The organism is Clostridium pacaense (assembly GCF_020709765.2).
GTDB lineage: Bacteria > Bacillota > Clostridia > Lachnospirales > Lachnospiraceae > Enterocloster > Enterocloster hominis.
In genome coordinates this window covers 13988-28815 of sequence record NZ_JAJFEB020000021.1, presented here as the reverse complement: position 1 = coordinate 28815, position 14828 = coordinate 13988, and the positions used below count along the sequence as shown (strand labels likewise).

Annotated in this window: 16 protein-coding genes; all 16 read right to left on the bottom strand. The window is 48.8% G+C overall.

What is annotated here, in order from left to right; translation table 11 throughout:
- Positions 1-15 precede the first annotated feature (15 nt).
- Positions 16-738, bottom strand: a complete 723-nt coding sequence (locus tag LK536_RS53250) for an amino acid ABC transporter ATP-binding protein (RefSeq protein ID WP_227797020.1) — start codon at positions 736-738, stop codon at positions 16-18.
- Positions 739-1333: 595 nt separating this feature from the next.
- A complete protein-coding gene (locus LK536_RS53245; RefSeq protein WP_227796993.1) occupies positions 1334-2095 on the bottom strand; it encodes a LamB/YcsF family protein in 762 nt (253 codons plus the stop codon).
- 97 nt (positions 2096-2192) lie between these two features.
- Positions 2193-2993, bottom strand: a complete 801-nt coding sequence (locus LK536_RS53240; protein WP_227796994.1) for a putative hydro-lyase — start codon at positions 2991-2993, stop codon at positions 2193-2195.
- Positions 2990-4009 (bottom strand): 5-oxoprolinase subunit C family protein, encoded by a 1020-nt coding sequence (locus tag LK536_RS53235; RefSeq protein WP_227796995.1) that lies wholly within the window; start codon positions 4007-4009, stop codon positions 2990-2992. The genes LK536_RS53240 and LK536_RS53235 overlap by 4 nt, the downstream gene beginning before the upstream one ends.
- Positions 4010-4015: 6 nt before the next feature.
- A complete protein-coding gene (gene pxpB, locus LK536_RS53230) occupies positions 4016-4720 on the bottom strand; it encodes a 5-oxoprolinase subunit PxpB (RefSeq protein WP_227796996.1) in 705 nt (234 codons plus the stop codon).
- Positions 4721-4724: 4 nt separating this feature from the next.
- Positions 4725-5816 (bottom strand): DUF4392 domain-containing protein, encoded by a 1092-nt coding sequence (locus tag LK536_RS53225; RefSeq protein WP_227796997.1) that lies wholly within the window; start codon positions 5814-5816, stop codon positions 4725-4727.
- 20 nt (positions 5817-5836) lie between these two features.
- Positions 5837-6694, bottom strand: coding sequence for an aminotransferase class IV (locus LK536_RS53220; protein ID WP_227796998.1), 858 nt, complete (start codon positions 6692-6694; stop codon positions 5837-5839).
- Complete coding sequence (locus LK536_RS53215; protein ID WP_227796999.1) at positions 6691-7341, bottom strand: cytidylate kinase-like family protein; 651 nt, start codon at positions 7339-7341, stop codon at positions 6691-6693. Before LK536_RS53215 ends, LK536_RS53220 begins: the two co-directional genes overlap by 4 nt.
- Before the next feature lie 12 nt (positions 7342-7353).
- Positions 7354-8052: an ABC transporter ATP-binding protein gene (locus LK536_RS53210; protein WP_227797000.1), complete on the bottom strand. Its 699-nt coding sequence runs from the start codon at positions 8050-8052 to the stop codon at positions 7354-7356.
- A complete protein-coding gene (locus LK536_RS53205) occupies positions 8045-8890 on the bottom strand; it encodes an ABC transporter ATP-binding protein (RefSeq protein ID WP_227797022.1) in 846 nt (281 codons plus the stop codon). The genes LK536_RS53210 and LK536_RS53205 overlap by 8 nt, the downstream gene beginning before the upstream one ends.
- Positions 8891-8900: 10 nt before the next feature.
- Positions 8901-9908, bottom strand: coding sequence for a branched-chain amino acid ABC transporter permease (locus LK536_RS53200; RefSeq protein ID WP_227797001.1), 1008 nt, complete (start codon positions 9906-9908; stop codon positions 8901-8903).
- A 13-nt stretch (positions 9909-9921) separates the two neighbouring features.
- Positions 9922-10812, bottom strand: coding sequence for a branched-chain amino acid ABC transporter permease (locus LK536_RS53195; RefSeq protein ID WP_227797002.1), 891 nt, complete (start codon positions 10810-10812; stop codon positions 9922-9924).
- Between the two features lie 110 nt (positions 10813-10922).
- Positions 10923-12233: an ABC transporter substrate-binding protein gene (locus tag LK536_RS53190; RefSeq protein ID WP_227797003.1), complete on the bottom strand. Its 1311-nt coding sequence runs from the start codon at positions 12231-12233 to the stop codon at positions 10923-10925.
- 466 nt (positions 12234-12699) lie between these two features.
- On the bottom strand, positions 12700-13353 hold the full coding sequence (locus LK536_RS53185) for a hypothetical protein (RefSeq protein ID WP_227797004.1): 654 nt from the start codon (positions 13351-13353) through the stop codon (positions 12700-12702).
- On the bottom strand, positions 13350-13808 hold the full coding sequence (locus tag LK536_RS53180) for an RNA polymerase sigma factor (protein WP_227797005.1): 459 nt from the start codon (positions 13806-13808) through the stop codon (positions 13350-13352). Before LK536_RS53180 ends, LK536_RS53185 begins: the two co-directional genes overlap by 4 nt.
- Before the next feature lie 91 nt (positions 13809-13899).
- A complete protein-coding gene (locus LK536_RS53175; RefSeq protein WP_227797006.1) occupies positions 13900-14718 on the bottom strand; it encodes a hypothetical protein in 819 nt (272 codons plus the stop codon).
- Positions 14719-14828: the final 110 nt, after the last annotated feature.

Genomic DNA, 14828 nt, shown 5'->3' with positions numbered 1-14828 from the left:
CAAACAAGCATCATCCTAATGAAGTATCTTGCTTAAAAACGCTTTGGTTCTCTCTTGTTCCGGGTTGTCAAAGAAATGTTCCGGCGTCCCCTCTTCCAGGATATAGCCGCCATCCATGAATATGACCCTGTCGGCCACCTGGCGTGCAAATCCCATCTCATGTGTCACACAAATCATGGTGATATTCTCATGGGCCAGTTCCACCATGACATTCAATACCTCCTGCACCATTTCCGGATCCAGGGCTGATGTAGGCTCGTCAAATAGAATTAATGGCTGTTTGGTGCACAATGCCCTGGCGATAGCCACCCTCTGCTGCTGGCCTCCTGAGAGCTGGGATGGATAGTTACCCGCCTTTTCCTTTAGCCCCACCCGTTCGAGACACTTCATGGCACTTTCCCGAGCCTCTGCCTTTGGAACATGCTGAAGCTTAACTGGGGCCAGAGTCAGGTTATCCAGCACAGTCAGGTGCGGATACAGGTTAAACTGCTGGAATACCATGGAGGAATACTTTTTCGCCATGTCCAGATGATTCTTCCTGGTCACCTCTGTCCCTTCAATGATTACCTTTCCGCTGGTAGGCTCCTCCAGGAAATTGATACAGCGAATAAATGTCGATTTGCCGGAGCCCGAAGGACCGATAATAACCAGCTTCTCCCCTTCTTTTACGGTCAGGCTGATATCTTTAAGTACCTCCAGGTCCCCGAAATTTTTTTTAAGTTTTTCTACTTTCAACATATCCGGCATCTGTCCTACCACCTCTCTGATTAAAGCATAAAAGGCGCTTAAGAATTAAAATTCTTAAGCGCCTTCGCTTTTCTGTTTACCAACTATTTGTTAATGGTGCATATTATAAAAGCATTCTTTTAAAATGTCAAGTCTTTTCTGGCTTTTCGCATTGTGTCTCTTGGCCTTACCTCCTGTGTATCCATATTGGTTCTCATCCTGTTCCCAATAGCATAGCATTGGCTTTCTCCTCCATACATGGAAAATCCCACGGAAAAACTGTAAAATATTATGGACGGTGCATCTTGGCTTCCAGGAATCCCTCCATCTCATCCCCGGGAAGCGGCTTTGAATAGTGATACCCCTGAATCTGTTCTACACCAGGTCAATGACCATCTGCTTCTGCGCTTCTGTCTCTGCGCCCTCTGCCATCACGTACATGCCCAGATTATTAAAGGCATGGATTAGAATAACTTGGTATTTATATGGAATCCACTGATAAATTCTAGATTATACATCATTCTATATTCTTATATTTCTGTAACCAACCTCTGTGTAGTGTTACTTTTAATGAATACGCTTTGATGGGTATTTCCGCTAACTGCGATCATTCCCCAAAGGGACGCACGTCAATTCCGCCGCTTTCCAATCCCTTGCGCAATTCTCTCACAAATTCTAAAGCCTGCTCCCCATCTCCATGGACACATACAGAATCCGCCCGGATAGGGATATCCACCCCCTCCACGCTATCCACCATGCCTTCCCTGACCATGCGGATAACTCGACTGACCGCCAGCTTCTTATCCTCTATCATCGCCCCCGGTCGATTTCTTGGTACCAGGGTACCGTCTACACGATATGCCCTGTCGGCAAACACCTCGCCTGCGTATCTGATTCCAGACTCCTCTGCGGCCCGTATCATCTGACTGCCGCAAAGGGCAAAAAGTATTACGGAAGGCTCTGCGTCAGCCAAGGCACGGCATACCGCGCTGGCTAGTCCATAGTCCCTTGCCGCCATGTTATAGAGGGCGCCATGGAGTTTTATATGATGAAGGGGAATACCCTGGGCTTTACAGAATTCCTTCAGGGCCCCAACCTGATAGAGTACATACGCCTTTGCCTCCTCTGGTGTGATACTCATATCCCGTCTGCCAAATCCCATCCTGTCCGGAAATCCCGGATGGGCTCCTACGCGGACCCCGTACATCCTGCACAAAGACACGGTTTTCTCCATTACAAGAGGATCCCCTGCATGATAACCGCAGGCGATATTAGCGGAGGTTATATAGGGTATGACCTCCTGGTCCATCCCGATTTTATATATACCGAAGCTTTCTCCCAAATCACAGTTTAAATCAATTGTTGCCATATATCCTCCACCTTTCTCTCAAAGGCCCGGGCACCTCCCCACAGATCCAGGCATCCGTTCAAATCCTCAGTCACCTGCCCGCAGTCCCATCCCCCGTTCACAGCTTTAAGCAGACATTCTTCACATCTGTAATGAACATATGTCCCGGCGCATGTGTAATCGCAAATTCAGGCTTGGAGTTCATCACCACTGCCTGTGGGGTCACACCGCAGGGCCAGAACACCGGAACCTCACCCTCCATAATGGTTACTGCATCCCCGTAGTCCGGCCTGCTTATATCCTTAATCCCTATTGCCTCAGGATATCCAATCTGCACAGGGGCGCCGTGCACCCTTGGCATGGAGGCTGTGATGGCTGCTGCCGCCGGGACCAGCTCATGGGGTATCGGTCTCATGCTGACTACCATATTGCCTGTAAATCTGCCGGCAGGAATACAGGGGATGCCTGTGTCATACATGGGTACGTTCCTCCCTTCCTCAATATGACGCACCGGTATTCCGACATCCATAAGCTCTGCTTCAAAAGAGAAACTGCATCCTATAAGAAAGCTGACAAGCTCCCTGCCTTGGGATTCAAACATGGATACAACCTCTGCGTATTCCCCTGTACATATTCCATTTTCGTATACACGGTACTTTGGGACATCCGTGGCTATGTCGCTGTCCGGGGCAAATATGGGAAAAGTCCGGCTTCCGGCATCAGCCACCTCTAAAAGCGGACATGATTTTGGATTCCTCTGGCAAAACAGCAAAAAATCCCAAGCCAGTTCCCTCTCAAGAACTACCAGGTTACCCTGGGCATAGCCGGCACACATACCGGCAGTGGGGGAGCCGATTGCCCCCGACCGGATCTGTTCCCGTACACGCCGTGGCTCCCAGTCCTCGTATCTGCTTCTCATTCCATGCACATCCTTTCCTTCAGCCATTGTATTTTTCTGTATTCCTTCCTGCATGCCTCTATCCCTTCCTCCACTGAAATAAAGCGGAATACCACTCCGTCTCCCGGCCTCAGTTGGGCCAGGGCCGGAATATCCGTGGAAACAACCGTTCCTATCTTTGCATACCCGCCGGTCGTCTGGTGGTCCGCCATCATGATCATGGGCATACCATCCGAAGATATCTGGACAGAACCCTCCACAATCCCATCTGAAATCATATCAGAACCGCCCTTTGTTTCAACAGCTGGTCCTGTCAGTCTGCATGCCATCCTGTCGCATTGATGGGACAGGCAATAGTTGCTATGGGTAAATGTTTCAATGCCATACGGTGTGAACGCTTCCTCCTGAGGTCCTGGCACGGTGCGCAGCACCAGGCGCCGCTCCATTCCCCTGTAGCTATAATGGCTGGAAGGAATCCTGAACCATGGCTCATCCTCTCCGGCCAGGAATCTTAACCCATTTTCACCGGGTAACAAATCCCATCCCGCCGCATCTCCCTGTTCCGGGCCTGCCTCCAGTACATCTCCCTTCTTCAAGGCACGGCCGCCATATCCACCCAGATGGCATTTTAAATCGGTGGAGCGGCTTCCCATAATCAAAGGCACACCGATACCTCCCCGGACAGCCAGATAGCAGCGCATTCCCGACAAGGCCATTCCCAGGATGAGTATGTCCCCAGCCTTTACAGGAACCGGCGCATACATAGGAACCGGGTTCCCATTCATAACCGGCGCCATATCAGCTCCTGCCAGCGCCAGGACATAAGATGAAGTAAATCGTATGACTCCTCCCTTCATGGTAAACTCCAGTACGGCAGCCTGTTCCATCTTGTCTGTATTTCCTACCAGAAGATTAGCCAGTTTCATGGAATATTTATCGCAGGCGCCATTTGTGGAATATCCCAATGCACCGCAGCCAGTCCTTCCCATATCCTGTACCGTAGTCAGCAGACCCGGCTCAATGATTTCCATAGCCATATGGCGTCACCTCGTTTCCTGCTGTAGCTGCACAGCTTTGAATTCCTCCTCCCCAATGGGGATAAAACGGATGGAATCCCCGGCCGCATATGGAAGTTCTCCGCCCTTTCGTGGGTCAAAAAGCTTGAGTGGGGTTCTCCCGATGAGCCTCCACCCCCCAGGGGAATCCAAGGGATAAATCCCTGTCTGCTCTCCTCCGATTCCCACGGAACCGGCCGGGATACATACCCTGGGGGTTGGAAGCCGGGGTGTAAAGAGCCGTTCATCCAGTCCCCCCAGATATGGGAATCCTGGAAGGAATCCCAACATATATATCCGGTAATCCCTGCCACAGTGGATGTCCACCACTTCCTGCTCCAAAAGTCCGGCATGATTGGCTACAAAAGCCAGGTCCCCACCATATTCCCCACCATAACAGACCGGAATCTCCACCAGTCTGCCATCGGTCCCCGTATCCTGTCCTCCCTGCTTCATAAATGACCGGATTAGGTGACACACGCTGCTGTATCCTATGACAAGGGGATTATAGCGGATTAGAAGTGAATTAAATGCAGGCACGGTTTCCAGGATTCCGTTTTCTTCCCACACGGTCATGCGGACCTTGGCATTTAGGGACATGACTCGTCTGCTTGTGTCCTCACTGATGGAATCCCCCAACCCTACCAGGATTGCCTGGTCCCCCACCGCTTTCAGCACAAAGCCCTCTGCCATGCCCTCACCCCGCCTTCTGCCCGTCACATCCTTCTGAAAAGAATCCTTTTTCGAGCACGGGTCCGAACCAATGGTCGGAGTTATGGGAATAGCGCACCGCATAGGCCGTACACTGCCTCATGAGACTGACAATGCCCGTGTTCATCCTGGTATTGAATCCATCAATGCCAGGCATCAGGGAACCGGTCATATCAATCATTCCATTGCGGGACGCCACCCGCATCAGCTCTGCTTCCAGATCCTCCCTGTGTAATATTTCCATATCTCTCTTCAGGTAGGACAAGGCCGCTATCATCCCATAACAGCCCCAGTCAGAGCAGGTGGCTGTAATAATATGGTCAGCGCCGCTGGCTGCCAGGGTTCCTCCCTTGCACCCGCACCTGCATTCACCCGGCCCGGTAAAAGGGACAAAACGCCTTATATGGTCTGCAATCGCACCCATCCCTATTTCATTTCCCAGGTCTCCGATTGCAATATTCAGGATTCCCCTTTCCCTCAGCAGGTCCCACAGCACATCCGTCTTAGCCTCCAGTTCCGATACATCGTCCCCTACAGCATTGTGATATACACCATTTAAGTTGGCTCCCGGCGCTTCCACGGATATCACTGCTGACGGGGTTACCTTTTTAAGGATTCCCTCTGCCTGTGCCCTGGCCGAAGCGGTATCTTTGGTAAAGGTGATGATTCCCATACTGAGCGGCAGGCCCAATACGGATTCCATATCTTCATAAATATGCAGGCCAACCACACTGGCACACCGCCTGACTGCTTTTTTACTGTCCTCCGGGCATATGATGATGGGTTTTGCCCCAAACGCCAGGACCATGGCCCGGGCCAGCAGCATGGAACTTACCATGCCGTCCATCTCCGGTACCTTGTGGGGCAGAAGTACAAAACCGGTTATGATAAACACCGGGGCATTTGCCCGGACCGTCCCGCACAGGGCCTGGGCCGCATTCATGGTCAGGGGCCCGCCCGTCTTTTTCCTGCTTCCCTCATAGAGGATACGGCACACGCCGTATCCCCTAGGATCCAGGTTCATCAATGCATCCAGGTTTTCGCCCACATTCCTCTGTTCCAGTTCTTCCCTATCCATCTTCCCGCCTCCCTAATCATTCAGTCCATGATACCGGCCTTACCCGTATAATCCAGATATTCCTCAATCACCGCATCCTGAATCATCTGCAGGGTATCCCGGTCCTTTCCTCCCACCCTGACACCATCCACACATTCTGCATGCAGACAGAAATTAGATGAGGATGTAACAATCACTTCATCTGCTTCCATCAGTTCGCCCAGGGTAAACGCACGTTCCATTACCTGGATTCCCAGACGGTAACAGGCCTGTATCATATGGGTCTTGGAGATTCCCCTCAGTATGAGATTATCATTGGGGTGTGATATGAATACCCCGTCCTTCAGGATGGACACATTGCTGTGGGCACATTCCGTCACTGTCCCGCCCCGGTGGAATATGGTCTCGTCTGCTCCCTTTTCGCTGGCCTCCTGTGAAGCCACTACGGAAGGCAGAAGGTTCAGTGTCTTGATATTACAGTGATAAAACCTGGTATCTTCTTTCGTAATCAGCTGTATAGGGGAATCCGGGTCCCGGAGCGTGTTCGGCCGGATCATGACCCACAGTTTCCCTTTCATATTCGGGTCATACACATGATTCCTGGAAGCAGCTCCCCTTGTGACCTGCCAGTATACAAAATGTGTATCCCCCTCCACCCTGGAAAGCAATTCCGTCAGCAGGGTACCTAACTCCTTCTTATCCATGGGTATCCTGATATCCAGCGCCTTTGCACTGGAGTAGAAACGGTCCAGATGGTCATCCAGGAGGTAAACCCTGTGGTTTCCCCCCACCGTGGCATCGTAAACACCGTCACCGAAAAAATGGACCCTGTCATTAAACGGCACCGTCACCTCTTCCGGCATCCCTATTGTCCCATCATAATAAGCAAGTTCTTTCATGACCTCACCTCCGCACCGAATTTCAGTCTGATATATTCCTTGATAAGTTCCACACAGTTATCCAGACCCAGAGCGGACGTGTCCAGGCAAAGGTCGTAGTTAGCAGGATTCTTCCACTGCCGGCCTGTGTGATATACGTAATACGCATTTCTATATTTATCCAGGTGATTGATATATCGGACCGCAGCCGCCCTGCCAATACCCTGGCGTTCCATTTCCCTGGCCACACGGCATTCATAGGGTGCATCCAGATATACGGAAACCACATTGGGCTTATCCCTTAGGACAAAATCAGCCGCCCTGCCGATGCAGACATAGGATTCCCGGTCCAGCAGTTCCCTGAGCACCTTGGCCTGGTAGTTGAACAGGTTCTGGTCCGACACAAAATTTCCGCTTTCCGGAGGAATTACCTCACCGTTGTAGATATGCTGGGATACACGGTACAAAAGGGTTTTTTTCGTAGTTTCATCCGCGCCTGCGAACACGGATTCGTTAATGCCGCTGTCCTCTGAAGCCAGGCGCAGGAGCCTGCGGTCATATACATCAATCCCATAATCCTGCGCCAGCTTTTTTCCAATATAGCTGCCGCCTCCGCTGCCGCAGGTCCGGGTAATCGCAATTGCAAAATGTATTTCCTGATTTGCCATGTTATTTACCTCCTATTGTCCCAGATAAGCCTTTTTCACCCTGGCATCATTTAACAGTTCCCTGGCATCCCCTTGGATGATTATCTTCCCTGTCTCCAGCACATACGCCCGGTTGGCTATGGAAAGGGCCATTTTGGCGTTCTGCTCTACTAAGAGTATGGTGATACCCTGCTTATTCACCTCTTTAATAATGGAAAATATCTCCTTTACCAGGAGAGGCGACAGGCCCATGGACGGCTCATCCATCAGGATCATCTTCGGTTTTGCCATCAGCGCCCGGCCCACTGCCAGCATCTGTTGTTCCCCTCCTGACAGGGTACCTGCCAGCTGCCTGCGGCGTTCATTAAGACGTGGAAAGCGCCCATACACATCGGCCATATTTTCCTCTTTTCCTTTTCCGTCCGCATAAGCCCCCATTTCCAGGTTCTCCTCCACAGTCATCTGGGGGAAAATATGCCTGCCCTCCGGTACATGGGCCAGCTTCAGGTTAATGATCCTGCTGGGTTCCGTCTTCCTTAGGTCACAATCATCAAACCGTATCTCGCCGGAGTCCGCCCTCTTAAGCCCTGATATGGTTCTCAGGACAGTGGTCTTGCCAGCCCCATTGGCCCCGATCAGGGACACTATCTCCCCCTCATGGACCTCCAGGGAAATTCCATGTATGGCGTGGACCGCCCCATAGGAAACATTCAAATCCTTTACCTCAAGCATCCTTCCCCACCTCCCTGCATTCCTGGTTCCCGTCCCTGCCGCGCTCCTGTCCTTCCCCGCCATCATCCTCATCCCTGCCCAGATATGCCTCTATTACCTTGGGATGGTTGGCAATTTCCTCCGGGGTACCCGAAGCAATGGTGGTACCGAAATCCAGCACCTGTATCCGTCCGCATATCCTCATGACCAGGCTCATATCATGCTCGATTAGTAGGACCGAAATCTTAAACCGGTTTCTGATGAAATGGATGATATCCAGCAGCTCCTCTGTTTCCGTAGGATTCATACCTGCCGCCGGTTCATCTAACAGCAGGAGTTTCATATCCGTGGCCAGGGCCCTGGCAATCTCCAGGCGGCGCTGTTCCCCGTAAGGGAGGTTATCCGCCTCATACTCCTCTTTTCCCTCCAGATGCACAATCCTTAACAGCTCCCTGGCCCGTTCCGTAATCCGTGCTTCCTCACGCCAGTAGGATGGGGTGCGCAGTATTGCCTGGGGCAGCTGATACATCAGTTCCCGGTTCATGGCCGCCTTGACATTATCAATGACTGTCATCTTCTTAAACAGCCGGATATTTTGGAAGGTACGGGCAATGCCTGCTTCCACGATCTGATGGATACGCCTGCCGTTCATCCTCTGCCCGTTCAGATAGAAGGAGCCCTCCGTAGGTTTATATACGCCTGTAAGCAGATTGAAGACCGTTGTCTTGCCAGCTCCATTGGGGCCAATGAGACCCACCAGCTCAGATTCCCCTATCTCCAGGTTAAAATTATCCACCGCTTTAAGGCCGCCAAACTGGATGCCCAGATTCTTAGCCCTTAAAACCGGATATTGTTCCATTCCCGCCATGTCAGGCACCTCCTTTCACTGTCTTACGAAGAAGCCTTCTGCAGCCTGCCAGTTTATCCAAGACCCGGCACAACGAAAATTCCCACTGCCCGAAAATCCCTCCCGGTTTAAATACCATCACCAAGACCAGGATGACAGAATAGGCCAGCATACGGTATTGCGAAAACTGGCGCATCATTTCCGGCAGGGATGACAGGAAGGCTGCGCCGATGATGGAGCCGGTAAAGGATCCTGTGCCCCCAATGATGACTTCTGAAAGCAGTTCCGCAGAGTACATGAAATTAAAATTTGTCGGTATCATGGCTGTCATATAGTGGGCATAGATACCCCCTCCGATTCCCGCGAAAAAAGCTGCTACCGTAAATGTAAGCACCTTATAATAAGTTACATTAATACCGGAAGCCGCTGCAGCTATGTAGTCTTCCCGGATGGCCTTTACAGTCCGGCCGTACCGGCTGCGTACATACATATACATGATGGCAACGCAGACCACCATGATCCAGAAACACCAGTAAAACCCCGAAAGCTTCAAGATACCGCTCATGGTCTTTCCACCACCTGTAATAGGAAAATTACAGAAACACACCCGGATGATTTCCGCGAATGCAACCGTCACGATAGCCAGATAATCTCCCCGCAGCCTCAAAGCCGGGATACCCACCAGCACTCCGGTAAACCCTGCCGCCAGCCCGCCTGCCAGAAGGGCTACAATAAACAGCACAATATCCGGCAGTCCCCTGCCAGCAAGTGCATGGGAGACAATTGCCGACGCATAAGCCCCCACCGATACAAATCCGGCATGGCCCAGGGAAAATTCCCCCATGCAGCCCACTACCAAGTTCAATGAAGCTACCATAATGATGGTATAGCAGGCCGTGGTACAGATTCCCTTAATATATTGGGTAGATGTGCCAAATGCCTTTCCCTCAAAAAGCAGTGCAAATATTCCAAATACCACCAGAATTCCAAGAAAATTGATGAAGTACGATACCTTGTGATTTTTCTGCATTTCCCTACCTCCATCAAACTTTCTCGCCCACATTCTTACCCAGAATGCCGGCAGGCTTCACCAACAGGATTACAATCAAAATCGCGTATGTAATGGCCTCATACCATCCAGGCGCAAAGAGCTTCACAAAAATTTCCACCAGCCCCACCAGCACACCGCCCAACATGGCGCCAGGAATCACCCCGATTCCTCCCAGTACAGCCGCAATAAACGCCTTAAGCCCCATCATAGACCCCATGTCATTGGTGACTCGTGGATATTTGGCACAATACATAAGGGCGGCAACTGCCGCCAGGGCGGAACCGATGGCAAACGTAACCGTGATAACACGATCCACGTTAATGCCAGCCAAGATGGACGCATCCCTGTCCTGTGGTACTGCACGCATGGCCTTTCCCATCCTGGTTTTCTTAATAAATATCTGAAGCCCGGTCATCATGACAATGCCAATGAGTATAGTCAATATCACATTGAGGGGCAATGATACTCCCATAAAATTCACGGACGGAAGTGAAAATATCTTCTGTACATTATGGGGTTTGGCGCCAAAAAGCAGCATCGCCAGATTCTCCAGTAGCAGGCTCATAGCCATGGCCGTAATCAGCGCCGACATGGAGCCGGCTCTGCGGACTGGTTTGTAGGCAACCACCTCCACAATCACCCCAACCGCCGCACAGACCACAACCGCCAGAAACACGGACATCCATGCTGGCATGCCGGTGTGGATCATCAATGGGATGGTATAAAACAATGTATAGGAACCAATCATGATAAAATCACCATGTGCGAAATTAATCATGCGTATGATTCCATAAACCATGGTATAGCCTAGAGCTATCAGCGCATAGATGGCTCCCTGGTTCAGACCATTTATGAGACTTTGAATAAACAGCGAAAATGTCATAAGCGTTTTCCTCTTTCTCCATTCTTTTCCCATATCAGGTATTTCAGCTTCTAATGGAAAATGTGCAATCCAGCGAGTTTCATCATGCCTTCATGCACATTTATCTATATTTATTCCTTGGCACCCTCTGGTGAAAGCGTCATCAGCCACTTCACCTTGCCGCCTTCATATGTATTGATTGCAACTGATTTTTGCGGATCACCATTCCCGTCCAATGTAAAGGTCCCGCCCACGCCTGTAAATGTCATGCCTGTCATTCCCTTGACAAGGGAAGCTGTGTCACATCCTCCGCCGTTCTTTGCAGCCTCTGCAAGCATGTAAATGGCATCATAATAGAGGGCGGCACATGCATTCAGGCTTTCTGTACCATATTTTTCCGTGTATTTGGTAACAAAGTTGGCAACTGCAGGCGCCGTATCCTCAGAAGAATAATGATTGGTAAAGTAGCAGTTTTCAAATTTGTCTTCAATTCCTGTTGTGTCAGAACCATCCCAGCCGTCGCCGCCCATGATTGCGCCCTCAAATCCGGCATCCCTTGCAGCCCCCACCAAAAGGGGAACCGTGTCCAGGAAGCAGGGATAGAACAGGAAATCAGCGCCTTTGGCAACTACTTGGGAAGCCTGGGAGGAAAAATCCGCGTCCTTGGTCGTACACTCTCCTGTATAAACCACCTCAATACCATTTGCTTCTGCATTTTCAATAAAAGCATCCTTTAGACCATTGGAATAGTCATCATCCTTGGCATAGATGACTGCGGCCTTGGCCCATCCTTTTTCTTTTGCAAACTGGGCAGCCATCTTGCCCTGGTATGGATCGATAAAGCAGTCCCGGAAGATACTGGGGCCTTTTAAGGTTACATCCTTATTGGTAGCCCCTGTGGCAAGGAGAAGCATGTTGTCCTTGGATGCCTGCTCTGCAATAGGTAATGTGACTGAGGAGAAAAAGCATCCCACAACAGCGTCGGGGCTTTCCTTCATCAGGCTGTTGTACGCATTGATAGCCTGTTTTGCATCGCTGGCATCATCCACGCCTTTTCCTCCGTTTATAATTTCCACCTTATATTCTGAATCACTGGAATTAATTTCTTCCACAGCCATGTCAACCGCATTCTGTGCGCCTTCCCCATATATGGCGGAACCGCCTGTCAGGGAGCAGATGACGCCAATCCTTACGGTCTTTCCATCATTGCCGCCCACTTCACCGCTGCTGCCCGTCATCTCGCCGTTGCTTCCATCCGCCGCCGTATCCTGATTAGCCGCCTGCGCCCCGCCATCGGCAGCAGCCGTGTCGCCGGAAGAAGCTGCTTCTGTCCCGGCAGTGTTGCCGGCCGCCGCTCCCTGCTGGGCGGATGACCCACATCCTGCAAGCAGGCTGGCAGCCATGGCCGTGGTTAGTACAAAGGATAACAATCTCTTTTTCATAATTTGGTTCCTCCTCTTTCTTTGTTTCCATACAGGATGCAATAAAGGAGGCTTCCCGTCCATTGACAGGGAAAACCTCCTCGTTCTCCTCAATAACAGAAAAGAGGCCGCAACTGCTTATCCAGCAATTGAGACCTCTTTGTTCTCTCAGAATTATTCTGTTCTGATGCCCTGCATCACTTTTTTTGTATGTTGGGCAAAGTATAACACCGGGTTTTTAGAAAAGCAAGTTTTTTCTTACAAATACTTTATTTTTGTGAAATTTTCCAAAAATTCTTCACATACTTTCATTAAAGAGTCAGCAGATTTTATAGCTTCATTTCTATATTGGACAATGGAATATGTTCAGGTAATAAACAAGCCAGGTATCTCCTTTTTAGAAGGTATCCGGCAAAATTAATATTATTGAAAGGGCGCCAGTAAATATACTTTAATGGAACAAATTAGCGATATCTGTCAGAGATATTTATCTATTTTGCAGCTCTACCCTATTCTCCTCTGGATAACATACCAGACGAATCAGTTCAGCACTCCCCGTTTCTTCTTCATGCAGTTGTATCGATAGTTCTGTACATAACCTATTTTCCTGGTTATAAACACAATAATTCAAAACAGGTGATGATAACGCATTTGATATCATAAGCTCATTGCCATCTGTATCGTAGAGTTTCCCGCTTCTATCCTTCCAGTAATCCGGAATCCAATATACATCATTATCTCTGATGAAAATTGTTTCAAGACCAGTTCCCATATCCTCAATATTCAGATCATAATGGTAGCCTTCTTTCGCAACCATCTGCAAAGTATAGCCTTCCCCCAATGGTGTCTCCGTTCTAGTCAACGAGAATACTCTCTCTGAACCTATGTCCAATACCTCTTTTCCAGAAACATCTTTCGCATACACCGTCAAAGGAAGCAGCCCCCTCTCATTGGATATGTGGGAATCGTTGCTTAATGGGAAGACAATACTGGCGATTACAACAGCACCCACAAGAATTCCATTCCTCAGTCGCGCCTGTTTTCTTCTCTTTTGTGCAATCGCCTTGCCGTTCCTAAGAATTCTTTGTTTCACCTGGTCATCTAAAACCATTTCCTCTGGTAAATCAGATAGTTTCCTCATTGTCTCACTCCTAACTGCCTACTTAATTCCTCACGGCCTCTCTGAAGCCTCTTTTTGATTGCTGACTCCGATATTTTTAGCATTGCTGATATCTCTTTTATGGAATATCCCTCGACAGCAAATAATATCAAAACTTCCTTTGATTTGCCTCGCAGCCGGGAAATCTCATGTAACAGTTCCCATTCTTTGAATGAATCAATCTTAATAGGAATCTCCTCAAGCTCATACTGCGGATGTCGCTTCCAAAAACGTATCTGATTCTTACAAATATTGATACATACCCTCAACAGCCATGCCTTTCCATGTTCTTCATCAACAAACTTTGGCTTTTTTACAAGCATACGCACATAGGTTTCCTGTACCGCATCCTCGGCATCATGAGTATTCGACAGCATAAAAAAAGCCATCCGGTATATCTGATCCATATATTTCAAAAACAATTCTTCTCTGTCCATCAGCACCTGCACCTCTATAATAGTACACACCACATAGGCCTCTTTCGTGACATTATATTTTTATTTTAGCATACTGCTGGATCTGTTCCGTTTACTCCTCCACATAATTTACAAAAATGTGATACTCATCATTTTTATAATGAATCTCCAAGCTGTAATCCCCAATTTGCAGTGTTCCTTCTTCTATCGGATAAAATGTTTTGTTTTTTCCATCCATGATCACAAATTCCGGCATAAGTCCATAATCTACAACATCTAAAATGCTCTCAATGCAATCATTGCAAAACAGCCCCTTCATCCGCTGTATGCTGATAATTCCCCGTTTCCGTTCCAAACGGGCCTCGCCGCTTTTATCGGCAAATGACTTTGTAATGATAAGACTGCTTTCACTCACCTCATCATAACCAAAATTTACAGAAGTCCCTCTGTTTTCGTTACTGTCCTGTCTATTTCCGTCTTCAAAGATATCCAGGGAATATAACATACCTGTATTATTACAAAGCAGATACACCTGGGAAGGAAATGTATTCAGGTAAAGCCTACATGGATCAGCGGTGTTGGGAATGTATTGAATATACTCTTTTTTATTTTTGCTGAAATCACCAAATACTAAATCCCGCCGCAAGGTTCGCGCCACTTCTTCATATTCGTCCTCCGTAGCTGAAGCAATGTATGCGGCTATCATTTTCTCGAATGCTTCCACATCTTCCGCATTCTCTTTTGCAGCCTTTGCATAGGTTAGGTTTAAAACCAGAGCAGAGGCAGCTATAGTAAGGGCCGTTATAATAAAAATTCCATACCAGATTGAGCGTTTATCGGCTTTACTAAGGTGTTTCTTTGATACATCGTATTCATCATTCTCCCAAAAAAGCAACCATACGTTTTTTAGTCTATTCCAAATCGTATTCATATGTATTTTCCTTCTTTATTAGCCATCAGCTAATATTATATATTCTGTAAGCAGCTATTTCAAGTACACAAACTATTGTAGTCTTAAAGTGAATAGAACTAAAGCTACAA

Bases quoted from the DNA above. Each gene is read 5' to 3' on its own strand.
- LK536_RS53180 (WP_227797005.1), bottom strand. From the start codon at position 13,808: ATGGACAGAGAAGAATTGTTTTTGAAATATATGGATCAGATATACCGG.
- LK536_RS53215 (WP_227796999.1), bottom strand. From the start codon at position 7,341: ATGGCAAATCAGGAAATACATTTTGCAATTGCGATTACCCGGACCTGC.
- LK536_RS53205 (WP_227797022.1), bottom strand. From the start codon at position 8,890: ATGGAACAATATCCGGTTTTAAGGGCTAAGAATCTGGGCATCCAGTTT.
- pxpB (WP_227796996.1), bottom strand. From the start codon at position 4,720: ATGGCAGAGGGCTTTGTGCTGAAAGCGGTGGGGGACCAGGCAATCCTG.
- LK536_RS53240 (WP_227796994.1), bottom strand. From the start codon at position 2,993: ATGAGAAGCAGATACGAGGACTGGGAGCCACGGCGTGTACGGGAACAG.
- LK536_RS53195 (WP_227797002.1), bottom strand. From the start codon at position 10,812: ATGACATTTTCGCTGTTTATTCAAAGTCTCATAAATGGTCTGAACCAG.
- LK536_RS53175 (WP_227797006.1), bottom strand. From the start codon at position 14,718: ATGAATACGATTTGGAATAGACTAAAAAACGTATGGTTGCTTTTTTGG.
- LK536_RS53235 (WP_227796995.1), bottom strand. From the start codon at position 4,009: ATGGCTATGGAAATCATTGAGCCGGGTCTGCTGACTACGGTACAGGAT.
- LK536_RS53245 (WP_227796993.1), bottom strand. From the start codon at position 2,095: ATGGCAACAATTGATTTAAACTGTGATTTGGGAGAAAGCTTCGGTATA.
- LK536_RS53250 (WP_227797020.1), bottom strand. From the start codon at position 738: ATGTTGAAAGTAGAAAAACTTAAAAAAAATTTCGGGGACCTGGAGGTA.
- LK536_RS53200 (WP_227797001.1), bottom strand. From the start codon at position 9,908: ATGCAGAAAAATCACAAGGTATCGTACTTCATCAATTTTCTTGGAATT.
- LK536_RS53210 (WP_227797000.1), bottom strand. From the start codon at position 8,052: ATGCTTGAGGTAAAGGATTTGAATGTTTCCTATGGGGCGGTCCACGCC.
- LK536_RS53220 (WP_227796998.1), bottom strand. From the start codon at position 6,694: ATGAAAGAACTTGCTTATTATGATGGGACAATAGGGATGCCGGAAGAG.
- LK536_RS53225 (WP_227796997.1), bottom strand. From the start codon at position 5,816: ATGGATAGGGAAGAACTGGAACAGAGGAATGTGGGCGAAAACCTGGAT.
- LK536_RS53190 (WP_227797003.1), bottom strand. From the start codon at position 12,233: ATGAAAAAGAGATTGTTATCCTTTGTACTAACCACGGCCATGGCTGCC.
- LK536_RS53185 (WP_227797004.1), bottom strand. From the start codon at position 13,353: ATGAGGAAACTATCTGATTTACCAGAGGAAATGGTTTTAGATGACCAG.